This is a genomic window from Streptomyces sp. NPDC048643 (assembly GCF_040650615.1).
Taxonomy (GTDB): Bacteria; Actinomycetota; Actinomycetes; order Streptomycetales; family Streptomycetaceae; genus Streptomyces.
On sequence record NZ_JBEZHO010000008.1, the window covers coordinates 153,398 to 178,221 of the forward strand.

The window sequence follows — 24,824 nt, forward strand, 5'->3', positions numbered from 1 at the left end:
TCGTCCGGCCCCGCCCGGTCGCAGGGGGGCTCGTCCGTCGTCCGGTCCCGTCCGCTCGTAGGGGCTCGTCCGGTCGTCCGGATTCAGGGGCTGAGGCGTTCGCGGCGCCAGCTGCCGTCGGGCTCGGCGACGTAGCGGAGCCGGTCGTGGAGGCGGTTCTCGCGGCCCTGCCAGAACTCGACGCTCTGTGGGGCGATGCGGAAGCCGCCCCAGTGCGGCGGCACCGGCACCTGTTCGCCCTCGGGGTAGCGGGCGCTCAACTCCTCGTAGGTGGCGTCGAGTTCGGTGCGTGAGGCGATGACGGTGGACTGGGTGCTGGCCCAGGCGCCGAGCTGGGAGCCGTGCGGGCGGGTGCGGAAGTAGGCGGCGGTCTCGTCGCGTCCGGTGCGGCGGGCGGTACCGGTGACGATGACCTGCCGGGCGAGCGGGTGCCAGGGGAACAGCAGCGAGATGTACGGGTTCTGGGCCAGCTCGCGGGCCTTGCGGGAGCCGTAGTTGGTGTAGAAGACGAAGCCGTGTTCGTCGTACTGCTTGAGCAGGACGGTGCGGGAGCTGGGGCGGCCCTCGGCGTCGGCGGTGGAGACGACCATCGCGTTGGGTTCGTGGACGAAGCCGTGCAGGGCTGCCTGGGCGGCCTGCCGGAACCAGCGGGCGAACTGCTCCATGGGGTGCGGGGCGAGGTCGCTCTCGTCGAGGCCCTCGGCGCGGTAGTGGGCGCGCATCGCGGCGGGGTCGGGGGCGGCGATGGCGTCCTCGGCCGTCTCGGCGGCGTGGCGGATGAGGGGTTCGGCTGCGGAGTCGTCCGGGAAACGATCGTTCACGCGGCCATCCTGCCGTATGCGGGGCCGCCCCCGGGGGTGGGTGTGCTTCGTCACGTGGTGGCACTGAGTGCCGCGGACTCTCCCCAAAGCCGGCACCCGGGGATATCGTGCTGGGGCCGTTCCGGTTGGATGACCGGCCGCACGGGGCATGACCGGGGTGTCCGCCGCGGACCGCGAGTCGGCGAGGGCTCTTCGAAGCGCATTCGAGAGTCTTCGGGGACGACCGTGGATCCGTTGCGCGGACCGCACGACCGCCGACCGGCACCCACCCGGTGGGACCGGGGCGTGCGCGCCCCGACAACACCATCTGCCGAACACGTCACGAGGAGCCGCCTGATGTCCGACTTCGTACCCGGACTCGAAGGAGTCGTCGCGTTCGAGACGGAGATCGCCGAACCGGACAAGGAGGGCGGCGCACTCCGGTACCGGGGCGTCGACATCGAGGACCTGGTCGGACACGTCTCCTTCGGGAACGTGTGGGGGCTCCTCGTCGACGGCGCCTTCAATCCCGGCCTGCCGCCCGCCGAGCCGTTCCCGATCCCCGTCCACTCCGGCGACATCCGTGTCGACGTGCAGTCCGCGCTCGCCATGCTCGCGCCCGTCTGGGGCCTCAAACCGCTCCTCGACATCGACGAGCGGCAGGCCCGTGAGGACCTCGCGCGCGCCGCCGTCATGGCGCTGTCGTACGTCGCCCAGTCCGCTCGCGGGCAGGGCCACGCGATGGTTCCGCAGAGCGAGATCGACAAGGCGCAGTCCGTCGTCGAGCGGTTCATGATCCGCTGGCGCGGCGAGCCCGACCCGAAGCACGTGGCCGCGGTCGACGCCTACTGGACGTCGGCAGCCGAGCACGGCATGAACGCGTCGACGTTCACCGCGCGGGTGATCGCCTCGACGGGCGCGGACGTGGCGGCGGCGCTGTCCGGTGCGGTGGGGGCCATGTCGGGTCCGCTGCACGGTGGCGCGCCCTCCCGGGTCCTCGGCATGATCGAGGAGATCGAGCGCACCGGTGACGCCGAGGCGTACGTCCGGCAGGCCCTCGACAAGGGGGAGCGCCTGATGGGCTTCGGGCACCGCGTGTACCGGGCGGAGGACCCGCGGGCCCGTGTCCTGCGCCGTACGGCCCGTGAGCTGGGCGCGCCCCGCTTCGAGGTGGCCGAGGCGCTGGAGAAGGCCGCCCTGGCCGAGCTGCACGCGCGCCGTCCGGACCGGGTCCTGGCGACGAACGTGGAGTTCTGGGCGGCCATCGTCCTGGACTTCGCGGAGGTCCCGGCGCACATGTTCACGTCGATGTTCACGTGCGCCCGTACCGCCGGCTGGTCGGCGCACATCCTGGAGCAGAAGCGCACCGGCCGCCTGGTGCGGCCCTCCGCCACCTACGTGGGCCCCGGCACGCGCGGCCCGCAGGAGATCGAGGGCTACGGGAACATCGCGCGCTGACCCGCTCGTAGGGGCGTCGGTCGATGGGTGCCGTCGGCCGTCACGCGGGGGTGAGGAGCTCCGCGTGATGGCGGGCGGCGGCCAGCGGGTGCGCGCGCAGCTTGCCCTTGAGTTCGTTGAAGCCGTACTCGGCGAAGAGCGGGTTCGAGGGGTCGTCGGTGATGCCGGGGGCGGTGGAGGCGTGCGGGAAGGGCAGCGGTTCGACGCGGGCGTCGAGGCGCGGGTTGTAGAAGAACGGCACGGAGAACCGTTCGGTGGCGCCGGGCGGGCTGACCACGCGGTGGTTGGTGGCGAGCAGATAGCCGTCGGTGGCGACCTCGAGGAGTTCGCCGAGGTTGACGACGAAGGCGCCCGGCAGGGGCGGCACGTCGTGGAAGAGGCCGTCCGCGCGCTGCACCTGGAGGCCGCCGACCTGGTCCTGGAGGAGCAGCGTCAGGAATCCGTAGTCCTTGTGCGCGCCGACGCCCTGGTCGGCGCCGTCGGAGGCGCTGCCGGGGTAGCGGACGAGCTTGAGGTGCGGGTGTGCGTGCTCGCCGAACACCGGGTCGTAGAAGCCGGCGGGGGCGCCGATCGCGGTGAGGAGTTCGCGCAGCAGGCGTTCGGCGACGGCGCTGAGGCGGTCGATCCAGGCGAGGGCTGCGGTGCGCAGCTCGGGCAGGGCGCCGGGCCACTGGTTGGGGCCCTCCAGCCACCAGTACGCGGGCTCGCCGGGGCCGGGTGCGCGGGCGGGCCGCTCGGCGCCGATGTCGAGCTGGTCGCGCCAGTCGCGGCTGCCGCCGGTGCGTTCGTCGCCGGTGCGGGTGTAGCCGCGGAAGTGCGGGGAGCCGGTGTTGTCCAGGGCGAGCCGGTCGGCTTCGGGCAGGGCGAAGAAGCGGTGCATGGCGTCGAGCAGCGCATGCGTCTCGGCGTCGGTGACGCCGTGCCCGGTGAGCTGGAAGAAGCCCACGTCGTGGGCGGCGCTGTGGAGCTGTGCGTGCAGCAGGGCCCGGGCCTGCGGGCCGCGGTCGGCGGCGGACAGGTCGATGATCGGGAGCTGCTGGTAGGAGGGGAACGCCGGCCGGCTGAGGCGGGGCGTCGGGTTCGGGTTCGGGTTCGGCAGAGACGTGTTCGTCGTCATGGGATGCGTCCGCGGGGTGTACGGGTGCCCGGGCGGGCCGCCGGGGGTGGGGCGGGGGCCACGGGTGCCAGGTGGAGGAAGAGGCGGTGCGAGCAGTGCGGGACTCGCGAGCAGCGCGAGACATACGGGGGCTGGGTCAGGCGGAAGGCCGACAGCCCATGCTCGTGACGCGCACGTAGTCCACGTGGCGGCGTCGGACGAGCATCGGAAGCATGGCCACAGCCTACTGCGCCCCACCCGATCCACCAGTGGCCCGCGTCACTTCACCGGTCCCTACGCGGAAAGCGGCGACCCCGTGAACGCGAACGACCCGCGAACTCGGGTTCCCTGCGCCTGACGGCGGGGGAGCCGGGCCGGACGTACCGGCGAGTTCGCGGGTCGGGTGACTGCGTTGGATTGGGCCGGCTGCATGCACAACACACATGCGGGTCCGGCGCCGAACCGAGTCCGACAACGGGCCGCTAGCCCGCAGCCACCTCGTCTGTCCGGGTTTCCGTCATGAGCCGAACCACCTCCTCTCCTACGTGCAGATCACTTTAGGAACACATCGGGACGGGCTCAAGCGATTTATTCGAAGAGGGGCCGGGACGGCGCCCGTTGGTCCCGGACGCGGTGGGTAGGCGCCGGGGACGTCGAGGAGGGGACGGTTGTGACAGAGCGTGCTGTGCAACGTGGTGAGCTGCGTGTTCAGGGTCGTGAGCCGGGTGGGCAGGGGTTGTCCGGAGGGGTGGGCCGGGGGCTGTTGGGGCGGGCGGGGCGGGAATCCGGGGTGCAACGATTTCGTCCAATCTTCGGGGAAGTCGATGTGGGCTGGGTCACGTTCGAGTTGAATGAGAGTCGGCGAGCGAACTGTCGAGCCGTACACGCGGACGCAGCCTGCAGGGGGTCCAGGTGAGTGCTTCCCGGCGTAGTGGGACCACCGACGAGCTGGGGCCCGACGAGCCCGAGCGGGACGGTTCGGATCTCCTGGCCGCGCTGCTGGACGGCATGGACGCGGCGCTGTGCGCGTTCGACGCCGACGGAGTCGTGACGCACTGGAACCGCGAGGCCGAACGCATCCTGGGCTGGACCGCCGCGGAGGCGGTGGGGCGGCACGGGTTCGCCGGCTGGGCCGTGCGGACCGCGGACGCCGAGGAGGTCGAGGCCCGGCTGCTGTCCGCGATGGAGGCCCCGGGCCGGCAGGTCCACGAGTTCGCGCTGCTCACCAAGGACGGCGGCCGCGTCCTCGTGCGCACCCAGTCCGCCGCCGTCCGCGGCCCGGACGGCAAGCCAGCCGGGGTGTACTGCGCCTTCAGCGAGGTCCACGCGCAGATCGACCTGGAACGGTCCATAGCCCTGAGCGAGGCCCTGTTCGAGAACGCCAGCTGGGGCGTCGTCCTCGTCGACGCCGACCTGCGGCCCGCCGTGGTCAACGCGCACGCCGCGCAGGCCCTCGGCACCGGACGCACCTCCGTCCTCGGCCGTCCCCTGGGAGAGCTGCTCTCCCAGGGTGTGGAAGAGCTGGAGAGCGCCCTCACGCACGTGCTGGCCGAGGGCGCGCCCCCGGCCCCCGCGGAGATGTGGGTGAGCGTGCGGTCCCCGGAGGGCGACAGTCGGCGGTGCTGGCGCAGCGGCTTCCTGCGGCTCTCCTCCCCGCTCGCGGAAGAACCCGTACCGCTCGGCGTCGGCTGGCTCTTCCAGGACGTGACGGAGGCCAAGCAGACCGAGCAGGAGGCGGCGCTGCTGCGCTTCCGCGCCAACCAGCTGCACCGCGCCGCGCGCGCCGCCGCCGAGTGCGAGGACCCCGGCGAGGCCGCCACCGTCCACCTCGACTTCTCCCTCGCCGGCTTCGCCGACCACGCCCTGGTCGACCGGGTGGCCGGCGGGTGGCTCCAGGACGACGACGTGCCGGTGCGGCTCGTCCGCGCCGCCGCCACCCCCGCCGGGGCGCCCGGGCCGAGCCTGCTGACCGGCAAGGCCGGACTGCCGGTCAGGTACGCGGACGGGCACCCGGCGCTGCAGTGCGCGGAGCGCGCCGGCTCGGTGCGGGCCAGCGCGGGCACCGCCGACGCCGAGCAGGCGCGTGGCTGGGCGCTCGCCCGGCAGTGGCCGCCGGACGCGGTCCACTCCCTGTGCACGGTGCTGCGCAGCCGCGGGCGGACGCTGGGTGTCGTGACGTTCCTGCGCAGCGAGGGCCGCGGCCGCTTCGAGCGCGCCGACGCGCGGTACGCGGAGGACGTGGCCGTACGGATCGCGGCCGCCCTGGATCTGGCGGACCGGATCGCACGGCCCTGACCAACCCCGACCTCGATGAGCGGGACCGGGCGGCCCCGACCCCTCGGGGCCGGGCCCGCGCGGGCCGGTGGCGCCGGGTCAGCGGCGGTAGAAGATCCGGTCGCCGTACTCGGTCATGACCCGGCCGTTCCACTCGTGGCCGCCGTCGACGTTGCCCGAGCGCAGCAGCGGCGGCTCGATGCCGCGGTCGGCGAGCGCGCCGGCGGCGGTGGCCATGACGGCCTGGAGGAGTGCGGTGGTGACGACGGTGGAGGCGGGCGCGAAGGGTGCCTCGATGGCGTCCACGGTCAGCTCCGCGTCCCCGACGGGGATCCGCGAGTCGAGGACGATGTCGCAGTGGTCCTTGAGGTAGGTGCCCGAGACGTGCCGTGACTTCGTCTCGGTGGCGTAGGCGACGGAGGTGACGCCGATGACCCGGACGCCGAGGGCGCGGGCGTTCATGGCCATCTCCACGGGCAGCGCGTTGCGGCCGGACAGCGAGATGATCACCAGCAGGTCGCCGGAGCGCAGCGGGCTGGAGTCGAGGACGGCGCTCGCCAGACCGTCGACCCGCTCCAGGGCGGAGCCCAGCGTGGCGGGCATGACGTCGACGCCGACGACGCCCGGCACGGTCAGCAGGTTCATCAGGGCGAGCCCGCCGGCCCGGTAGACGATGTCCTGGGCGGCGAGCGAGGAGTGGCCCGCGCCGAACGCGAAGAGCCGGCCGCCCTCGGTGACGGTGTCGGCGACGAGCGTTCCGGCCGCCTCGATGTCCGCGGCGCCCTCGTCGCGCACCCGCTGCAGCAGACCGATCGCGGCGTCGAAGAACTGCCCGGCCAGCTTGCTGTCGCTCATCGGCGAAGCCCCTTAGAAGTCTCGTCGGCTCGGAAGTCCCGGACGTCCCGCCGGCGGCGGTTCGGTGCCGGGCGGTGTCGGCACCGGGCGGTCGCGCGGCTGAACCGGTGCGCCGGTGCGGCCGTACTCCCGTCGTGTCGCGGATCACGTTGCGGTCTGGACCAGTGCCCTGTCAATACGGCCTGCGGGGCGGGCCGGGGCGCTGCGGCCGGGGTGCGTAGGGGCGTCCGGATGCCGGGACGGCGGCCCTCGCGGGGCATCCGGCAGCGTGCGGTTGCGACGGCGAGGCACGCTTGTCAGTGCTATGCGTCAGAATTGAGTTCAGGGCCAGCGCACACGCCGGTGGATGTCGAGTCTCCGGCAGAGCTAATCAAGGGGCATGAATGTCCGGACTGATCGACACCACGGAGATGTATCTCCGCACCATCCTCGAGCTGGAGGAGGAAGGTGTGGTCCCCATGCGCGCCCGCATCGCGGAGCGGCTCGACCAGAGCGGCCCGACGGTGAGCCAGACGGTGGCGCGCATGGAGCGCGACGGCCTGGTGGCGGTCGCCAGCGACCGGCACCTGGAGTTCACCGACGAGGGCCGGCGGCTGGCCACGCGCGTGATGCGCAAGCACCGGCTCGCCGAGTGTCTCCTCGTCGACGTGATCGGTCTGGAGTGGGAGCAGGTGCACGCCGAGGCCTGCCGCTGGGAGCACGTGATGAGCGAGGCGGTGGAGCGCCGCGTCCTGGAGCTGCTGCGTCACCCGACCGAGTCGCCGTACGGGAACCCGATCCCGGGCCTGGAGGAGCTGGGCGAGAAGGACGGCGCGGACCCGTTCCTGGACGCCGGCATGGTCTCCCTGGCCGAGCTGGACCCGGGTCTGGACGGCAAGACGGTCGTCGTCCGGCGGATCGGTGAGCCGATCCAGACGGACGCGCAGTTGATGTACACGCTGCGACGGGCGGGCGTGCAGCCCGGTTCCGTGGTCAGCGTGACCGAGTCGGCGGGCGGTGTGCTGGTGGGCAGCGGCGGTGAGGCGGCGGAGCTGGAGGCCGAGGTCGCCTCCCACGTGTTCGTCGCCAAGCGCTGACACCCCGCCCGCGCAGGCGCCGGCCCCCGGGCCGGCCCACCGCCGTCCCGGCCGCGCCGTTCCCTTCGGCGCTCCCGGGCTTCCGGTACCCGCGAGGGGCAGGTCCCGGGTACCGGCCGAGGGACCGGCGTGCGCCGGTCTCGACGCCGGTGCCCGGGTGCCCGCCGCGCGACCTGCCGCCCCTCCGCCCGGGCAGCCACCGGAGATGCCAACTGCTGGGACGGCAGGGGTAGTTGTGACGCCTGGGTGGGCCGGCCGAAACCAAGATTCAGTGTGCGGAATCGCAGCGCCGGGACCGTTTGCGTGCGAGGCTGTCGCGTGAGGCATATGACCTGAGGGCTCTTGACCGTGTCCGAGAGCGACGGTGTGCGGTCGGGGAGGGGGCGCAAGGATGTGCCGCAGACGTGGAGAGGGCCCCGGCGCCGCATGGCGCCGGGGCCTGTCCTCCCCCGTACCGACCCGGAGCCCCGAGCTCCCAGGGTCGGTTCCTTCGGACCGGTTTCCCCGAGCGGTCCGCCCCCCGCTGAAGATCTCCCCGCGAGGGCGGCGGCCAATCCCCCGGGGTGGTCACTCGAACGAGGGGTGTTGTGGCCGGAAAGGCCAGTTTCGAAACCCCATTCGATAACGTGGCGTCGTGGCGGGAGGACCGGGAGAGACCCCAGGGACACACCGAGCAGCAGACCAGCAGGAGCAGCGGCAGGAAGCGGTACGAGTGGACCGGCCGGGTCGAGCGGGAGCGGGCGGGTCCGAGCGAGCTAGGGGGGTGCCATTACCGATGGTGCGGCGCATCGACGTGACGGGAGCGGGCGGAGTACGCCTCGCTGCCTGGGAGTTCGCCGATCCTCCCAAGACCGACCAGCCGAGGGCCTCCGAGGCGCCCGGCGTGCTGTTACTGCACGGCCTGATGGGCCGCGCCTCGCACTGGGCGTCCACCGCCCGCTGGCTCTCCGAGCGGCACCGCGCCGTCGCGCTCGACCAGCGCGGACACGGCCAGAGCGACAAGGCCCCGGAGGCCGAGTACACCCGTGAGGCCTACGTGGAGGACGCCGAGGCCGCCCTCGACCAGCTCGGTCTCGGACCGGCCGTCGTCATCGGCCACGCGATGGGCGCCCTGACCGGCTGGCAGCTCGCCGCCAAGCGCCCCGACCTCGTCCGCGCCCTGATCATCTGCGACATGCGGGCCTCGGCACTGGGTGCCGCCTCGCAGCGCGAGTGGGAGGACTGGTTCAGAGCCTGGCCCGCCCCCTTCGCCACCCTCGCCGACGTCCGGAAGTGGTTCGGCGAGGACGACCCCTGGGTGGAGCGCCGCACCCCCTCCCGCGGCGAGTTCTACGCCGAGGTGATGCACGAGTCCCCGGACGGCTGGCGCCCGGTCTTCGAACCCCGCCAGATGCTCAAGTCCCGCCAGACGTGGGTGTACGACGCGCACTGGGAGGAGCTCGCCCAGGTCCGGTGCCCCGCACTGGTCGTGCGCGGCCTCGACGGCGAGCTGGGCCGGGCCGAGGCCCAGGAGATGGTCCGCGTCCTGCCCCGCGGCCAGTACGCGGAGGTCGCCGACGCCGGGCACCTCGTGCACTACGACCAGCCCGAGGCGTGGCGCGGCGCGATCGAGCCGTTTCTGGACGGCGTCCTCACCAGCTAGACCTCACGTCCTCACCGGACCGGGCCCGCGCGTCCGGACCGTCGGCTACCCCTTGCTGACCGCGGCCAGGACCTCCGGCAGCCGGCGGGCCGTCCGGGGCGCCGCCAGGCGCAGCCCCAGCAGGGTGACCAGGGCGCCGTACAGGGCGCCCAGAGGCAGCAGCAGCCAGCTCCACCGGTCCCCGTCCGCGCTCACGTTCAGCCAGATCGTGAGGGCGATGACGGGGGCGGACAGCAGGGCGGCCGAGACCATCCCGCCGAAGATGGCGATCCAGGCGAGACCGGCCTGCCCGGGAGCCACGTTCTTGTAGCCCTCCTGCGGGATGGAGTACGGGAAACGGGCCGAGGACCAGGCCCCGGTCGCCAGCATCGCCCCGAGCAGCGCGAACGACAGGCCGAGCACCTCCGGCAGCTGCCGCCAGGCGCCGAGCAGCGCGGTCGTCAGGACGGTCACCAGCGTCGCGTACGGCAGGGTGATCACCAGCAGGGCCAGGGCCCGCCCGCGCAGTTCGACGTAGGCGTCCCGGGTCGAGGAGATCGTCATCGCGACGATCCAGAACGCGGACGTGTCCTGCCCGAACTGGTTGTACATCTGGATCCCGAGCATGCCCGCCGCGAAGCACGCGAAATAGGCCGAGCCGGTGCCCTGAAGGGCGTTGAACACCGGCACGATCAGCCCGATGGCCAGCGACGTCACCCAGGCCGCCTTGGTCTTCGGGTCGCGCCACACGTATCTGAGGCTGCGTTCCATGACCGTGCCGGTCCGGCCGGCCGGCAGCAGCCGCCCGAGCCCCGACGAACCCCGCTCCCGCGCGGCGGGCTCCGCGGCCTGGAGCGTCGACCCGTCCGGAGAGGTCATCAGCCGCGTCAGATGACGGGACCACAGGGCCAGCAGCCCCGCCAGGGCGGCCCCGCACAGCGCCAGCTGCACGACCGCGCTCCCGTACGCACCGTCGCTCACGGAGTCCACCGCGCCGATCGCCGAGGCCGGCGGCACCCAGCGCAGCACGTCCGCCGCCGGATCGAGGGTCGACAGTCCGCCCGACGAACCGAGGCGCTGCGCACCGAAGTTGACCAGTTGCGCGCCGACCGCGACGACCAGGCCGCTGAGGACCGCCAGGTCGCGGCCCTTGCGGCTGGACAGCAGCCGGATGTTGGCGGCCGCGACCGCCCGAGCGAGGGCCACGCAGACCAGCAGCGCGAGGGCGACGGCGACGACCGCCGTCACCCAGGCCGTGGCCCCGTGCGCGACCGAGATCACCGAACCGGTCAGCAGGCACAGTGTGAAGAGCGGTCCGACGCCGACCAGGGACGCGGCCAGCAGCGCGCGGACCAGCGGCTGCGGGCGCAGCGGCAGCATCACCAGGCGCGTCGGGTCGAGGGTCTCGTCGCCGCTCGGGAAGAACAGCGGCATCACCGCCCAGCCGAGGGCCAGCACCGCGACCAGCAGCAGCGAGACGGCGATGGCGTGCGTGTTGCCGCGCAGCGCGATCAGGCCGATCAGCTGGAGCGCGGCGAAGAGCAGGGCGACGACGACGGAGACGATGTAGGCGGCCCGCCGCCCGCCCGACTGGCGCAGCCCGTTGCGCAGCAGGGAGAGCTTCAGACGGACGACGACCGGGGTGATCGACGCGGCGGAGACGTCCGGGACGGTGCTCATCGCGCGGCCCCGCCGCCGAGCCAGTCCAGGTCGGCCACCGTGTCGCGGCCGTGGGCGCCGACCAGCTCCAGGAACGCCTGCTGGAGCGAGGGCGCGTCGCCGCGGACCTGCGCGAGGGGTCCGTGCGCGCGGATGCGTCCGGCGGCCAGGACGGCGACCCAGTCGCACAGCGACTCGACGAGTTCCATCACGTGGGAGGAGAAGACGACGGTCGCGCCGGAGGCGGTGTACCGCTCCAGGACGCCGCGGATGGTCTGCGCGGAGACCGGGTCCACCCCCTCGAACGGCTCGTCCAGGAAGAGGACTTCGGGATTGTGCAGCAGGGCGCAGGCGAGGCCGATCTTCTTGCGCATGCCGGTCGAGTAGTCGACGACGAGTTTGTGCTGGGCGCCCGCCAGGTCGAGGACGTCGAGGAGCTGCCCCGCGCGCTTGTCGACCTCGGGGCCCGGCAGCCCCCGCAACCGGCCCGTGTACGCGAGGAGTTCGCGTCCGGAGAGCCGTTCGAAGAGCCGCAGCCCCTCCGGCAGCACCCCGATCCGCGCCTTCACCGCCACCGGGTCGCGCCACACGTCGTGCCCGACGACCTCGACGACGCCCTGATCGGGCCGCAGCAGCCCGGTCACCATCGACAGGGTGGTCGTCTTGCCCGCCCCGTTCGGTCCGACGAGCCCGATGAACTGACCGGCGGGCAGGTCGAGATCGATGCCGGCGACGGCGATCTGCTCCCCGAACCGCTTCCAGAGCCCGCGCACCCGCACGGCGGGCACCCCGTCGTCCTTCGCTCCCTCGCTCATACACGCACCCTAGGGCCCATCCGCCCCAGCCGGGGCTCACGAGAGCAGGGCGGCCGGCCGAGAAGGTGGAGATGCCGCGCCGAAGCCGCCGGGACACCCGCCCCGGCGGCCGGACCCCGTGCCCGGGGCGGGGACGGGGACCTAGCGGTCCCGGCCGCAGGCGTAGGCGAGGGGGGAGATCAGTTCCTCCGCGTCCGGCAGCCACCGGTTCGCCGGCGTCGGGCGGCACGCCCACTGCACGGCGCCCCGGGAGCCGAAGCGGGTGGGCGGCGCCGCCACGTACGCGCCCTCGCCGAGCGCGACCAGGTCCAGGGAGGCGGGCGGCCAGCCCAGCCGGCGGACGAGGTCGGGGACCTTCGCCGTGGCACCGGGAAGGACGAAGAAGTGCATCCGCCGGTCCGGGGTGCACGTCACGGGTCCGAGGGTGAGCTCCATCCGCTCCATCCGCGCGAGCGCCAGGAACCCGGCGGACTCGGGCACGTCGATCGCGTCGAACGTACGCCCCGTGGGCAGCAGGATCGACGCCGTCGGCTGCTTCGACCACAGCCGCCGCGCCACGGTCGCGCTGCCCGTCGCCTGGGTCGCCCAGTCGTCGCGCGCCGGATGCGCCCCGGGTACGGCACAGGCCGGCTCGCCGCAGGAGCAGCGCTGCACCCCGTCGACTGCTTCCAGCCAAGTGCCGGGGAACACGTCCCAGTGGCGCTCCTCGGCATAGCGCACGGCGGTTTCCTGCAGCGACTCGCCGCGCTGCTGGGGGATCTGTGCGGTCTCGGTGCCTGCGATGGTCTCTTCCACGTGGAACTCAACTCCCCGGCCCACCTCGGGTTACGGGGGACACGCGCGCGGGGGCGGGGCATCGATTCCCCGCCCGGGGCGCATGGATGCACGTGCGGGGGCGCGCGGGAGGAACGGCAGCCGGGAGTGGGTAACCAGGGGTGGGGTCGGGGCAACCGCCCTTACCCCGGCAATCCTCACATGTCCCGCATCTTCGGTATGTCTGCGGGGCATTGATCTTCCTGGCCGACTTCTTTCGGTGGGTGGGCCGGCGAAGACACGTCAACTCGGTGCGTGGGCAGGCACCGCAGCCACAGGGGGTACGCCATGGCCGCAAGGCCGCTCATCGCCAGGCAGCCGAACGAACGGCTCCAGGCGCTCATCCAGGAGGCGGGCTGCTCGAACGCGGGGCTGGCCCGCCGCGTCAACATGTGCGGCGCGGAACACGGGCTCGACCTGCGGTACGACAAGACGTCGGTCGCGCGCTGGCTGCGCGGCCAGCAGCCGCGGGGGCGGGCTCCGGCGATCATCGCCGAGGCCCTCGGCCGCAAACTCGGCCGGACGGTCACGATCGACGAGATCGGCATGGCCAACGGCAAGAACCTGGCGTCCGGGGTCGGCCTCCAGTTCTCGCCGACCGTGCTGGGCGCCATCGAGCAGGTCTGTGAGCTGTGGCGCAGCGACGTCGGGCGGCGCGACTTCCTGTCCGGGTCGTCCGTCGCCGCGTCCGCGCTCGTCGAGCCGAGCCGCGACTGGCTGATCTCCGGGCCGGACGCGCAGGTGGCGCGCTCGGCGGGCCCGCGCGTCGGGCACTCCGACGTGGCGGCGGTCCGCGCGATGACCCAGGCCCTCGTCGAACTCGACCACCAGTACGGCAGCGGGCATGTGCGCCCGGTCGTCGTGCACTACCTGAACAGCGTCGTCTCCGGGCTGCTGGCCGGCTCCTACCGGGAGGCGGTCGGCCGCGAACTGTTCGCCGCGGTCTCCCGGTTGACGGAACTCGCCGGCTACATGGCGGTCGACACCGGCCAACCCGGTCTCGCCCAGCGGTACTACATCCAGGCCCTGCGGCTCGCGCAGGCCGCCGGCGACCGCGGATACGGCGGTTACGTACTGGCCGCGTCCATGAGCCACCTGGCCGCCCAGCTCGGCAACCCGCGGGAGATCGCGCAGTTGGCGCGCGCGGCCCAGGAGGGAGCGCGGGGGCGGGTGACCCCGCGCGCCGAGGCGATGTTCCTCGCCGCCGAGGCACGCGGGCACGCGCTGATGGGCGACGCGCGGGCCGCGCAGGCGGCGTCCGGACGGGCCGTCACCGCGCTGGAGGGCGCCGACGCGGCCTCCGGGGACGACCCGACGTGGATCGCGCACTTCGACGAGGCCTACCTGGCCGACGAGTTGGCTCACTGCCACCGCGACCTCGGCCAGGCCGAGGCCGCCGCGCGGTGCGCCGAGCAGTCCCTGGCCGGGCACCCCGAGTCGCGCGCCCGCCGCCGTGCCATCGGCTACGTCCTGCTGGCCACGGCACAGGTCCAGCAGCGTGAGATCGAGCAGGCCTGCACCACCGGACTGCGCGCCGTCGAACTCCTCGGCACCCTCCGCTCCAACCGGGGCGCCGAGTACCTGGACGACCTCCAGCAGCGCCTGGAGCCGTTCCGGGACGAGGCGGTGGTGCGGGAGTTCGGGGCGCGCATGGAGTTGCAGTCGGCGGCCTGAACGGACGGTTGGGGCAGGTGGGTTGGGGGAGGCGTCCCGAAGGGCCGGTGCCGCGGGGGACGCGGTGGGGGCGCACGGTGTGTGCGCCCCCGGTCCGGTGCGGTGTGCGTCACGCCGCGGCGCGCGGGCCCCGTGCGTGAACTTTCGGGCCGTGTCCGCGTGAACACCGGGAGAACGCGGGCGTCGTGGGGGAAGCGAGTGAGATACAGCGCATTCGGGGGCGGTTTCGTTACCCGTGTCACAGGGTGCCCGGGTCGCGTCCCGTGCTGCGTGGCACCGGCCTGTTGGGACCCGGTAGCGTGAGCCGACGATTCCGAAGGTCCCCCATTCGTAGGAGTCCCGGTGACGCAGAGTGGACAGGGCGAGGAGCCCTCGGCGCGGCCCGCGCGCGAAGGCATCGTGCTGCCCTCGGACGGTGGCGAACCGCTGCTGCCGGGCACCACGGGTGACCGTGCCACCCCGGCGGGCGGTCAGGCCTGGGGCCGCCCGTGGGGCCCCGACCAGCCGGCCGGTCCGCCCCCGCAGCCCGGTGACGGCTGGGGAGCGCAGGGCAACGGCGGCCAGACGTGGTCCGCCCCCGAGCAGCCGGGACCCGCACCCTCCGCCCAGCAGTGGGACACCGCCACCTCCGCGGACTCCCACGGAGCGCAGAGCTGGCAGCAGCCGTCCGGCGCGGGCCCGCTGCCGCCCGAGGGCGCCCAGTCCTCGTACGGCGAGCAGAACGGCTACGGCGAGCAGAACGGCTACGGCCACGGCACGCACGGCGCCCGGGCGGCCGGCGGTTACGACGGGTACGACGGATACGGGGACGCGGGCCGGCAGCAGGGCTCCCACGCCCGGCACGGCCGGTCCGACGCGCAGCCCGCGCCGCTGCCGCCCGCCGCGGACGAGGGTGCCACGCAGTACATTCCGTACATACCGGCCGGACCCGGTGGTGACGAAGGGGCGACCCAGTTCATCCCGCCCGTCCCCGCGGCGCCGGACGAGGGCGCCACGCAGTACATACCGCCCGTCGGACCGGGCGCATTGCCGCCCGAGGTCCAGGGCGCCGGCCCGACGCCCTATCTCGGGCACACTCCGCAGGACGGGCCCGGATCGCTGCCCCCGGCCGGCGGCTCCGACGCCGACCCCACCCAGTTCATGGCTCCCGTGCCGGCCCAGCCCGCCGACTCCTACGGGGTACGCCCCGGCGCACCGGAGGAGCGGCAGCCCCCGGCGGAGTTCGACAACCTCTTCCGCAGCGAGCCGGACGCGCCCCCCTCGACGCAGCAGCTGCCGCGCTTCGATCCCGCCGCACCGGCCCCGCGCGGCGCGCACGACCCGTACGGCACCCAGTCCGCGCCGGACGCGCCGGGCGCGTACGCCCCCGCGGGCAGGGCCGCCGCCCGTCGTGCCGGCCCCTCGGACCACGACGGCCAGGGCGGCGGCAGGGGCCGTTCGCGCGTCCCGCTGATCGCCGCGGTCGGCGTCGGCATCGTCGTCCTCGGTATCGGCGCGGGCGCCCTGCTCAGCGGCGGCGGGGACGACGACGCGAAGGGCGACACCAGCAAGACGGTGTCCGCGACGGCGCCCGCGACGGAGGGTTCCTCGGCCGCCGCGGCCGACCCGGTGAAGGCGCAGGCCGTCGAGCTGGACAAGCTCCTCGCCGACAGCACCAGCAGCCGCGACTCCGTGATCAAGGCCGTGGGCGACGTGAAGGCGTGCCAGAACCTCGACCAGGCGGCGGGCAGTCTGCGCGACGCCGCCAAGCAGCGCGGCGAGCTGGTCACCCGGCTCTCCGCCCTCACCGTCGACAAGCTGCCGAACAACGCCCAGCTGACCGCCGCGCTCACCAGCGGCTGGAAGGCCTCCGCGTCGGCCGACAACCACTACGCGGCCTGGGCCGACCAGGCCAAGGGCGGCAAGGGCTGCCACAAGGGCCAGGCCCGCACCACCGGCCAGACCCTGGCGGGCAACCAGGCCAGTGGCACGGCCTCCGCCCAGAAGGAGAAGGCCGCGCGGCTCTGGAACTCCATCGCCTCGAAGTACGGGCTGACCCAGCGCACCCGCACCCAGCTCTGACGGCCCGCACCCGGTTCTGACGGCCCGCGGCCCCCGCTCCGGCGGCGCCGCGGGACCGGCCCCCGCGACCGAGACGCCGGCCCGGCCCCCCGTTCAGGGGGCCGGGCCGGCGTTCGTCGTGACGGGACGGGAGGTTCCTACTCGGCGCTCTCCAGCGTCTTCGACATGTTCACGAACCCGCGGCGCGCGGGCGTCAGCCGGCCGTCGCGGACGACCTGGAAGGTGACGTCCCCGTTGACCAGGCGCGGGAAGTCGATGGCACCGATCAGGTCCTCGAAGCGCCAGCGCAGCGTCGGCGTGAGGCCGTCCGTGCTCACCTTGAGGCCGTTGTCGAGCGCCCGCCGGATGGCCAGCGGGGTGACGTCGCCCGAACCGAGCGACTCGACGGCCTTCTTCAGCACGGTGTAGGCGATCCAGGTGGTCTGCACCCCGACGTCGGCCGGGTCGATCCGGTTGTCGCCGAACGCCTGCTCCTTGATCACCGAGCGCATCTCGTTCCAGCGCGCGTCGTCCGCGGCCGGGTACCAGCCGGTGACGTACGAACCCTCGTAGGGGCCCGACCTGCCGCCGGTGGCGTCGATCCGCGACTGGTCGATGCTGCCGACGACCGTGCCGGTGCGGACCCTCGGGTAGTTCGTGCTGTCACGCCGGAAGGAGTCCATGAAGGTGTCGGTGCGGTCGCCGAGGGCGGGCACCACGCAGCCGCGCCTGGCCTGGTCGGAGGTCGCGTGCCGGAGCGCCTGCTGCGTGGGGCGGGAGTACTCGGTGGCGTCCTCGGCGGCCCGCTGGTCGGCGGCCTGCGGGTGGCCCTGCGCCTTCAGGCCCGAGTCGAGCAGCACCGGGAGCTGGTCACCGGCCGTGGTGTCGGGGCGGATCAGCGAGACGGGACCGCAGTTCCCGGCGAGCTGCTCGCCGAGGCCGGCCAGCAGGGCGGGCTGGCCGCCGTTGACCGGATAGGAGAGCGGACTGGTGAACTCGTCGTCGGTGACGCCGTAGCCGCCGATGTACGGGATGCCCGCGCTCTCCAGCGGCGAGAAGAAGGAGGTGCTGTGCTGGCTGTAGGAGCCGACCACCGCGACGACGTCCTCGTCCACGGTCCGCTCGGCGCAGTGCGCGGCGTCGATGGAGTCGTTGTGGTCGTTGCAGGTGAGGACCTCCAGCTTGCGGCCGCCGATGCCGCCGTGGGCGTTGACCCAGCGGGCGTAGGCCCGGGCCATCGCGGGCATGCCGGGCTGGTTGGTCGCGGCCGTCTTCTCCGGCGCCCAGGTCATCACCTTGATCGTGCCGTCCCCGGAGCCCCCCGTGGCACCGGGGACGACCCCGCACCCGACGGCGATCGACGCACACGCCCCCAGCGCGCACGCGGACAGCAGCACGGCCTTCAGGGGCCGACGGCGCGGGACGGGGGAGGTGGTGCGCGTACGTCGCCTACCGGTCATGGACATGCACGATTCCCTCACACGGCGAACCCCTGAGTGACTCGGGGTCAAGAGGAGATGACGCAGAGGTGAAGGAAGGGGGCCGGTGAGGTGGTTTTCACAGGGAACGTACGATCGGTGACCGTGCAAGGTTCGGAGAACTCTTCCCGTCGCGGCCGTCACTCATCCACCATGGGCGGCATGCCACTGAACGACATGCCGTGGTGGCGCTGGCGCAGCAATGTGCGTTCCGCGCTGCACATGCTCTCCGACCCCGCCTTCCAGCGCGACGTCTGGCTCGCCGGCGTCGACGGGTACGGGGACGTCACCGACGCCGTGTACCGCCTGGTCGAGGACACCTGGCTCGACAACTGGTCCGCCGAGAAGTACGTCGGCACGATCTTCCGGGACTCCGAGGAGGCGGTCCTCGTGGACACCGCCGTCCTGCGCGTCCTGCGGATCATGCACCAGGTCGGCCCCGACGCCCCCGTCTCCGCCTACGTCGACCACCAGGCGTGGCCGGACGCCGTGCACGCCGCGCGCGCCGCGCACGTCCGGCTCGCGACCAGCGACGCCGAGGACCCCGACGTGCCGCCGCGCACGCTGGAAGTCCTGCGCATCCTGACGCGTTCCGCGTAGCGGTCCCGGCCGGAGGCCCGTGGCCTTCCCGTCGTGGCCTTCCCGTCGCGCCGGGGGCGTCCGCCCCGCGGGACGGCAGTGCCCCGCGGGGGCCCGGTATGGGAACCTGTCCCGCATGAATGAGCCGTCCGTCCGCGGGAGCGCGCCCGCCGCCGAGCAGTACGTCCTGACCCTGTCCTGCCCCGACAAGCAGGGCATCGTGCACGCCGTGTCGAGCTATCTGTTCATGACCGGCTGCAACATCGAGGACAGTCAGCAGTTCGGCGACCACGACACCGGCCTGTTCTTCATGCGCGTGCACTTCTCCGCGGAGTCCCCGGTGACGGTGGAGAAGCTGCGGGCGAGCTTCGCGGCGATCGGCGACGCCTTCCACATGGAGTGGCAGATCCACCGGGCCGAGGACCGGATGCGGATCGTCCTCATGGTCAGCAAGTTCGGCCACTGCCTGAACGACCTGCTCTTCCGCGCCCGGATCGGCGCCCTGCCCGTCGACATCGCGGCCGTCGTGTCCAACCACACGGACTTCGCCGAACTGGTCGGCTCCTACGACGTCCCCTTCCACCACATCGCGGTGACGAAGGACACCAAGGCGGACGCCGAGGCGCAGCTGCTGGAGCTGGTGCGCGAGCAGGGCGTCGAACTGGTCGTCCTCGCCCGCTACATGCAGGTCCTCTCGGACGACCTCTGCAAGCAGCTCAGCGGCCGCATCATCAACATCCACCACTCGTTCCTGCCGAGCTTCAAGGGCGCGAAGCCCTACCACCAGGCGCATGCCCGGGGTGTGAAGCTGATCGGCGCCACCGCGCACTACGTGACCGCCGACCTCGACGAGGGCCCGATCATCGAGCAGGAGGTCGAGCGCGTCGGCCACGACGTCACCCCCGACCAGCTCGTCGCCATCGGCCGGGACGTCGAGTGCCAGGCGCTCGCCCGCGCGGTGAAGTGGCACGCGGAACGCCGCATCCTGCTCAACGGCCGCCGCACGGTCATCTTCGCGTAGCGCGGCGGGGCGGCCACGCCGTCCCGGGCCCAGCGGGCGGTGGCCCACGGAACCACGGGCGCAGGGGCCACCGGTCACGGACAACCGGCCACGGACACCGGCCCCCAGCCGCCCGCGGACTCAGGCGCGTACGGGCCGGTGCGGCGCGGGCGGTCCGGGCGTGGTCACATCCGGCTCAGTGACGCCGCCGCGAAGAGGACGTCCCTGATGGCCTCGCGGTCGCCGTCCTGTCCGGCGGCCGCCTCCTCCGGGGAGACGTGGCCCGCCGCGAGCCGGCAGAACTCCACGCCGTCCAGCGCGACATGGGCCACCTCGTGCGCGGCGGACCCGACGGCGCCCGGGGAGTCCAGCGGGATCAGCCACTCGCCGCCCCCGGACCCCTCGATCTCCAGGCGCAGACTGCGTCCGCCGGTGCCCGCGGCGACCAGGTGCCGCACCGGCGGGGCCGAGAGCCCCGCCCTGCGCCGCTCGGCCAGCGAACCGGGCAGCATCCGCGCGGCCAGGTCGATCATCCGGTGCAGATGCCGGCCGGCGGGCGGCTCGTACGGGTAGTCCACCGCCTCCGCGATGTCCCAGGCGTGCACCCAGCACTCGAAGGCCCGGTCCAGCATCGAGTCGCTCAGCGGCAGGTCGAAACCGCCGTACGGCACGGTCAGACCGCCGGAACGGTCCCCGCCCGAGCGGGAGGAGCCGCCGCCGTCCACGAACGACACCGTCCGCACGATGTGGTGGCTCTGCGCCCGCCAGGGCCCGCGCACGGACCGGGTGGGCGGGAAGTGCGAGGCGCGCCAGTACGTCTCGGTGCGCCCCTGCGGGGTCTGCCCCGGCGAGCCCGCGTCGCCGAGCGGATCGTCCAGGCCGAGCGCGACGGCCACGAGACCGTCGACGCTCAACAGGTGGGCGATCACACCCGCCACCGTCGTACGGCGGCTGGTGGGAGCGTCGCCGTCGAACCAGCGCAGCCGCACCGGGGCGTGCCACTCGGCACCGCCGATGTCCTGCAGCAGCGCGTCGAGCCGCGCGCTCTCCGCGTCGTAGGGAGCGGCCCACTCGGGGACCGGGATGCGCGGCGGGCGCCGGTCGAGGCAGCCCGCCAGGACCCGGGTGCGCAGCGTCGGGTCCAGGTCGAGGCTCTCCGCCGGGTGCAGCAGGCCGACCGCCCCGCGCAGCCGCAGCGCCTCGTCCGCGCACGCGCCGCACTCCCCGAGGTGTTCCTCGACGGCGGTCGTCTCGTCCGCCGAGCAGGCGGCGAGCGCCCACGCGCCGAGCAGTGACTTCAGGACGTGGTGTTCGAGGACGAGCGGCGCCGGGACGGGCACGGCGAGGGACGCCGCGGCCGGTTCGGGCAGCGGCAGTCCGGTGTCCTCCACGGAGGAACGCGGCAGGGGTATCCCCGCCTCCGGGTACTCCTCCGGCTTCTCCGGATCCCGGTGCTCCCGGTGGCGTCCCCCGCCATGGCAGTCGCCGTCGTGGCCGTCGTGGGGATCGTCACCGTGGCCGGGCGGCCCGGAGCGGTCCGCTTCTCCGCTCACCGCGCACCCCCGTACGGCGACGGCGGGCCGGTGGGTCCCGCGTCGTGGGCGGTGGACAGGAGCTGGAGGCCCAGACGGAGCCGGCGGCGGGCCTCGTCCTCGGTGACGCCGAGGTCGGCCGCCGCCTGGCGGTAGTCCCGGCGCTGGAAGTAGGCGAGGTCCAGCGCGGCCCGCAGCGGGGACGGCATGGAGGTCACGATGTAGTCCGCGCGAGCCGCGATGGAGGCGCTGCGCACCTTGCGCTCCAGCTCCTCGGCCGTGCCGTGGCCGCCCTGCGCGAGGGCCGCGGTCTCGGTGGCGCGCAGCCGCTGCACGGCCAGCCGGTGGGTCAGACCGGCCACCCAGGAGCGCAGTGGCCCCTGCTTGGGGTCGTACGCGTCGGGGTTCTCCCAGACGTGGGTGAAGACCTCGCGGGTGATGCCGTCGGCGGCCCGCTCGTCGCCCAGCACGCGGTGGGCGAGGCCGTGCACGAGCGAGGCGAACCGGTCGTAGAACTCGCCGAGCGCCGCCGCCTCCCCGCGTGCGAGCCGCTGCTGCATCTTGCGGTCCCAGCGGGGCGGTGCGTCCTGCGTCGCCATGCGGCCCCCTGACCCCTCGTCGTGCGCCGTCGTGTCCGGCGCCTGTCCGTGTCCTGCCTGTGTCCTGCCTGTGTACCGACGTGTCCCCATTCGCCGGGCAGCCATGCGGTTCGCCGTCCAGCCTGTGCGCTCCTGCTGTCCTGAATGTAGTCGGCACGTCCGACAGCGCACGCCCCTTTGCGTCAATGTGCGCCCCCGAACCAGCCACGGATGGTAGAAGCGCGCCCCTTCCACCCCCGGACATGACCACATGAGTCCGTACACGACCGAAACAGGTCCTTCGTCGAGCATTTTCGACCGTAGACCGGCGTTTCTTCCGGGCGGGATCCGTGTTTCATGGAAGGCCGATTCACGGAACCGCGGAACGGTGTTTCGCGTCATGACGGCTGGGCAGCCGCGCTGGAAGGAAGCGTACGAACGGCTTCCGGTTCTGCGGGACGAGGCGAGCGAGAGGCGTGGCGGTGACGCTCAAGGTGACCGAGGTGACCGACGTGACCGACAGCGAGGGCGGCGCGCGCGGCAGAGCGGGTACGGGCCGCGCGGACGGCCTGGACGCGGTGAGCCGCGACGTGGGCGAGTGGGCCGTGCTACGGGTGTCGGGTGAGCTCGACCTCGTGACGGCGCCCGCGCTGCGCCAGGGCGTGCACGACGTGGTGGCGGAGGGGCGGCACAGCATCGTGCTGGACCTCTCCGAGGTCCTGTTCTGCGACTCCAGCGGCGTCGGCGTCCTGATCGCCACCCGCCGCCTGATGCGTTCCTGCCAGGGCCGGCTGCGGCTGATCCTGCCCGCCCAGGGCGCGGTGGAGGGCTCCCACGTCAACCGTGTGCTCGCGGCGCTCGGCGTGCGCCGTCTCTTCGACGTGTACCCGGACGTCGAAGAGGCTCTCGACGAGGACTCCCGGCCGCTGTCGGCCTGATCACCGCGGTCCGTGTGCGGTCCGTCACCCCGCCCTCCCGGGTCTCGCCCCCCGTGACGTCCCCGGCGCACCGTGCGACGCACTGCCACATCGTTGTCCCGGAATTCCCGCGGTCTTGGCGCAACCGTCGTTTTCGGCTCCGGCCGCGGCCCGCGCGTCGTACGCTCCGTGCCAGATGAACCGCAGTCCGGCCACGGCCGGCTGAGCAGTGAGGCGGTCCGAACACACCATGGTCAGCAGCGAGTACGAACGCAGGATTGCCGCCCGGTTCGCCGGATTCGACCAGGACGGCAACGGCTACATCGACCGGGAGGACTTCAACGCCGCGGCCAAGGCCGTGCTCTCCGAGTTCGGTACGACCGCCCGGTCGGACAAGGGCCAGGCCCTGTACATCGGCGCCGAGGCGTTCTGGCAGGGCATGGCCGGCATAGCGGACCGGGACGGTGACCAGCGCATCACCCGCGAGGAGTTCGTGAGCGGCGCGGTGAAGCGGCTGCGGGACAACCCCGAGCGGTTCGCCGAGATCGCCCGCCCCTTCCTGCACGCGGCCCTCGCGGTGGCGGACACCGACGGGGACGGCACGGCCACGGTCGACGAGACCCGGCGCGTCCTCACCGCCCTCGGCGCGGACGAGGACGCCGCGGCCGCGGCGGCCGCCGCCCTCGACGCCGACACCGACGGACGGATCGGCGAGACGGAGGTCGTCGCCGCCTTCGCCGGCTACTTCACGGTGCCCGAGTAGCTCGCCGCGCCCACGGCACCCGCGCGGCGACACGACCGGCGGCGCCGCACCCGCCCGCGGAGGACGGCCCGGACGACGGGGTCCCGGCCTTCCTCCTCATGCCGAGAACCGCTCCCTGAGCCGGTACTTGAGCACCTTGCGCAGCGTCTCGTTGCGCGGAAGGGCGTCGACCACCTCCAGCTGCTCCGGCAGCTTGTGCACGGACAGGCCCTCACCGCGCAGATACGAGGTCATGGCGCCCAGCGTCAACTCCGGCGACCCCGGCGGCTGTTCGACCACCGCGCAGACCCGCTCCCCGCGGTCGGCGTCGGGCAGGCCGATCACCGCGACGTCCCCGACGGCCGGATGCCGGTGCAGCAGGTCCTCGATCTCCTTCGCGGAGATGTTCTCGCCCTTGCGGATGATGATGTCCTTCACCCGCCCGGTGAGCACCAGATGCCCGCTCTGCGTCAGATGCCCGACGTCCCCGGTGACCAGGAACCCGTCCTCGTCGAAGGCCTCCGCCGTCTGCGCCGGGTCCAGATAACCCCGGCACACGGCCTCGCCCCGCAGCCGCACGTCCCCGTCGACGCCGGCCGGCCGGGGCGCTCCCGCCGCGTCCACGATCCGGATCTCCATGCCGTCCGGCGGCCGGCCCTCCGTGGTGGCGAGGTTCTCCGCCGTGTCGTCCGGCGCGCCCATCGTGATCATCGGGACCTCGGTCATCCCGTACCCGTGGGTGAGCTGCACGCCCATCTCCCGGACGACCGCGTGGTAGACCTCGGGCGGTTTCGGCGCTCCGCCGCCGGCGAGCAGCCGCAGGGCGGGCAGGACCGGCTCGCCGGGCCGCTTGCGCTGTTCGGCGAGGAACATCGCGTAGAAGGCGGTCGACCCGCCCGCCACCGTCACGCCGTGCCTGCGGTACTCCTCCAGGGCGGCGGGCAGCGCGAAGTGCTCGAACATCACGGCCGGGAAGCCGTACAGCAGCAGCATCACCGTGTAGTCGGGGCCGGCGATGTGCGCGTACGGGAAGGCCATCGAGCCCACGTCGTCGGCGGACAGGCGCAGGGCGTGCGCGAGGCAGGAGCCGCCCGCGATCAGGGAACGGTCGGTGTGCAGCACGCCCTTGGGGTCGGAGGTGGTGCCCGAGGTCCAGTAGATCCAGCGGACGGTGGTGCCGTTCGAGGGCGGGGCGGGCAGCACCGCGGGGTCGCCGTCCGGGAGGTCGTCGTACGCCTCGAAGACGTTCCGCGCGCCGAGCCGGTGCGCCATCGCGGTGTGGTCGAAGCCGCGCCACTCGCCCGGCACGGCGAAGTACTCGGCCTTCGACTCCCGCACGGCGAAGCCGACTTCACGGTCCCGGTAGAAGGGGATGACGGGGGACTGCACCGCGCCGACGCGGGCCAGCGCGAAGGACAGCAGGGCGGTCTCGATCCGGGTGGGCAGCTGCCAGGCGACGACCGTGCCGGGGCGCACGCCCCGCTCGTACAGGCCGGCCGCCACCCGCTCGGAGCGCTCGCGCAGCTCACCGAAGGTCAGCGAGCGGTCGCCCTGGAGCAGGACGGGCCGGTCGGGGGTGAGCTGGGCGCGCCGGTCGACCAGTTCCCACAGCGTGCGGGCGGAACTCAGCGCGTGTGCGGTGTCGTTCACTTCGACCCCCCGGGGGCGTTCGCCTCGGCACCCGTGTCGCACGGGCCGGAACTGACGGTCAGTCAGATCGTGCGCAGAGCGTAGGGCTCGCCGCCTTGTCGGTCCATAGGCGCGGGGCTAGCCTGCTTGTGGACAGTGATCTGACGACCCATCAGATACGTCGGATA

At 73.3% G+C, this 24,824-nt stretch carries 20 protein-coding genes; 10 read left to right on the forward strand and 10 right to left on the reverse strand.

The window, feature by feature from the left end:
* Positions 1-83 precede the first annotated feature (83 nt).
* A complete protein-coding gene (gene pdxH, locus AB0C62_RS11030; protein WP_362971870.1) occupies positions 84-722 on the reverse strand; it encodes a pyridoxamine 5'-phosphate oxidase in 639 nt (212 codons plus the stop codon).
* A gap of 435 nt (positions 723-1,157) precedes the next feature.
* Between pdxH and AB0C62_RS11035 the strand changes: the two genes are divergently transcribed.
* A complete protein-coding gene (locus AB0C62_RS11035) occupies positions 1,158-2,258 on the forward strand; it encodes a citrate synthase 2 (protein ID WP_362971742.1) in 1,101 nt (366 codons plus the stop codon).
* Between the two features lie 40 nt (positions 2,259-2,298).
* Here the strand turns inward: AB0C62_RS11035 and AB0C62_RS11040 are convergent, their stop codons facing one another.
* Positions 2,299-3,375, reverse strand: coding sequence for a 2-oxoglutarate and iron-dependent oxygenase domain-containing protein (locus AB0C62_RS11040; RefSeq protein ID WP_362971744.1), 1,077 nt, complete (start codon positions 3,373-3,375; stop codon positions 2,299-2,301).
* 891 nt (positions 3,376-4,266) lie between these two features.
* Between AB0C62_RS11040 and AB0C62_RS11045 the strand changes: the two genes are divergently transcribed.
* Positions 4,267-5,649, forward strand: coding sequence for a PAS domain-containing protein (locus AB0C62_RS11045; protein WP_362971746.1), 1,383 nt, complete (start codon positions 4,267-4,269; stop codon positions 5,647-5,649).
* A gap of 78 nt (positions 5,650-5,727) precedes the next feature.
* Here the strand turns inward: AB0C62_RS11045 and AB0C62_RS11050 are convergent, their stop codons facing one another.
* Positions 5,728-6,483, reverse strand: a complete 756-nt coding sequence (locus AB0C62_RS11050) for an SIS domain-containing protein (RefSeq protein ID WP_362971748.1) — start codon at positions 6,481-6,483, stop codon at positions 5,728-5,730.
* Between the two features lie 383 nt (positions 6,484-6,866).
* Here AB0C62_RS11050 and AB0C62_RS11055 point away from each other — a divergent pair, with 383 nt between their 5' ends.
* Together AB0C62_RS11055 and AB0C62_RS11060 are read left to right on the forward strand one after the other, a co-directional pair.
* On the forward strand, positions 6,867-7,559 hold the full coding sequence (locus tag AB0C62_RS11055) for a metal-dependent transcriptional regulator (RefSeq protein WP_358822590.1): 693 nt from the start codon (positions 6,867-6,869) through the stop codon (positions 7,557-7,559).
* A 775-nt stretch (positions 7,560-8,334) separates the two neighbouring features.
* The gene (locus tag AB0C62_RS11060; RefSeq protein ID WP_362971750.1) at positions 8,335-9,201 is read left to right on the forward strand and encodes an alpha/beta hydrolase; all 867 of its coding nucleotides are present in this window, start codon (positions 8,335-8,337) and stop codon (positions 9,199-9,201) included.
* A 45-nt stretch (positions 9,202-9,246) separates the two neighbouring features.
* Here AB0C62_RS11060 and AB0C62_RS11065 read toward each other — a convergent pair whose 3' ends face one another.
* The 3 genes from AB0C62_RS11065 to AB0C62_RS11075 all read right to left on the reverse strand — a co-directional run bounded on the left by AB0C62_RS11065 (position 9,247) and on the right by AB0C62_RS11075 (position 12,449).
* Entirely contained in the window at positions 9,247-10,860 is a 1,614-nt protein-coding gene (locus AB0C62_RS11065; protein ID WP_362971752.1) for a transporter, read from the reverse strand.
* Positions 10,857-11,654: an ABC transporter ATP-binding protein gene (locus AB0C62_RS11070; protein WP_362971754.1), complete on the reverse strand. Its 798-nt coding sequence runs from the start codon at positions 11,652-11,654 to the stop codon at positions 10,857-10,859. Before AB0C62_RS11070 ends, AB0C62_RS11065 begins: the two co-directional genes overlap by 4 nt.
* A 141-nt stretch (positions 11,655-11,795) precedes the next feature.
* Positions 11,796-12,449, reverse strand: a complete 654-nt coding sequence (locus AB0C62_RS11075; protein WP_081217868.1) for a bifunctional DNA primase/polymerase — start codon at positions 12,447-12,449, stop codon at positions 11,796-11,798.
* Positions 12,450-12,755: 306 nt separating this feature from the next.
* On the opposite strand from AB0C62_RS11075, the gene AB0C62_RS11080 reads away from it, so the two are divergent.
* Complete coding sequence (locus AB0C62_RS11080; RefSeq protein WP_355880051.1) at positions 12,756-14,141, forward strand: transcriptional regulator; 1,386 nt, start codon at positions 12,756-12,758, stop codon at positions 14,139-14,141.
* A gap of 342 nt (positions 14,142-14,483) precedes the next feature.
* Positions 14,484-16,202: a hypothetical protein gene (locus AB0C62_RS11085; protein ID WP_362971756.1), complete on the forward strand. Its 1,719-nt coding sequence runs from the start codon at positions 14,484-14,486 to the stop codon at positions 16,200-16,202.
* 137 nt (positions 16,203-16,339) lie between these two features.
* Here AB0C62_RS11085 and AB0C62_RS11090 read toward each other — a convergent pair whose 3' ends face one another.
* A complete protein-coding gene (locus AB0C62_RS11090) occupies positions 16,340-17,641 on the reverse strand; it encodes an ABC transporter substrate-binding protein (RefSeq protein ID WP_362971758.1) in 1,302 nt (433 codons plus the stop codon).
* Between the two features lie 117 nt (positions 17,642-17,758).
* Here AB0C62_RS11090 and AB0C62_RS11095 point away from each other — a divergent pair, with 117 nt between their 5' ends.
* Together AB0C62_RS11095 and purU are read left to right on the forward strand one after the other, a co-directional pair.
* A complete protein-coding gene (locus AB0C62_RS11095; protein ID WP_355880060.1) occupies positions 17,759-18,259 on the forward strand; it encodes a hypothetical protein in 501 nt (166 codons plus the stop codon).
* Positions 18,260-18,374: 115 nt separating this feature from the next.
* Positions 18,375-19,259: a formyltetrahydrofolate deformylase gene (gene purU / locus AB0C62_RS11100; protein WP_362971760.1), complete on the forward strand. Its 885-nt coding sequence runs from the start codon at positions 18,375-18,377 to the stop codon at positions 19,257-19,259.
* Positions 19,260-19,423: 164 nt separating this feature from the next.
* Here purU and AB0C62_RS11105 read toward each other — a convergent pair whose 3' ends face one another.
* On the reverse strand, positions 19,424-20,791 hold the full coding sequence (locus AB0C62_RS11105; RefSeq protein WP_362971762.1) for a zf-HC2 domain-containing protein: 1,368 nt from the start codon (positions 20,789-20,791) through the stop codon (positions 19,424-19,426).
* Positions 20,788-21,369 (reverse strand): sigma-70 family RNA polymerase sigma factor, encoded by a 582-nt coding sequence (locus AB0C62_RS11110; protein ID WP_362971764.1) that lies wholly within the window; start codon positions 21,367-21,369, stop codon positions 20,788-20,790. Before AB0C62_RS11110 ends, AB0C62_RS11105 begins: the two co-directional genes overlap by 4 nt.
* A 548-nt stretch (positions 21,370-21,917) precedes the next feature.
* Between AB0C62_RS11110 and AB0C62_RS11115 the strand changes: the two genes are divergently transcribed.
* Together AB0C62_RS11115 and AB0C62_RS11120 are read left to right on the forward strand one after the other, a co-directional pair.
* Complete coding sequence (locus AB0C62_RS11115; RefSeq protein ID WP_362971872.1) at positions 21,918-22,286, forward strand: STAS domain-containing protein; 369 nt, start codon at positions 21,918-21,920, stop codon at positions 22,284-22,286.
* A 229-nt stretch (positions 22,287-22,515) separates the two neighbouring features.
* On the forward strand, positions 22,516-23,028 hold the full coding sequence (locus AB0C62_RS11120; protein WP_362971766.1) for an EF-hand domain-containing protein: 513 nt from the start codon (positions 22,516-22,518) through the stop codon (positions 23,026-23,028).
* Between the two features lie 96 nt (positions 23,029-23,124).
* Here the strand turns inward: AB0C62_RS11120 and AB0C62_RS11125 are convergent, their stop codons facing one another.
* Positions 23,125-24,657, reverse strand: coding sequence for an AMP-binding protein (locus tag AB0C62_RS11125; protein ID WP_362971768.1), 1,533 nt, complete (start codon positions 24,655-24,657; stop codon positions 23,125-23,127).
* Positions 24,658-24,824: the final 167 nt, after the last annotated feature.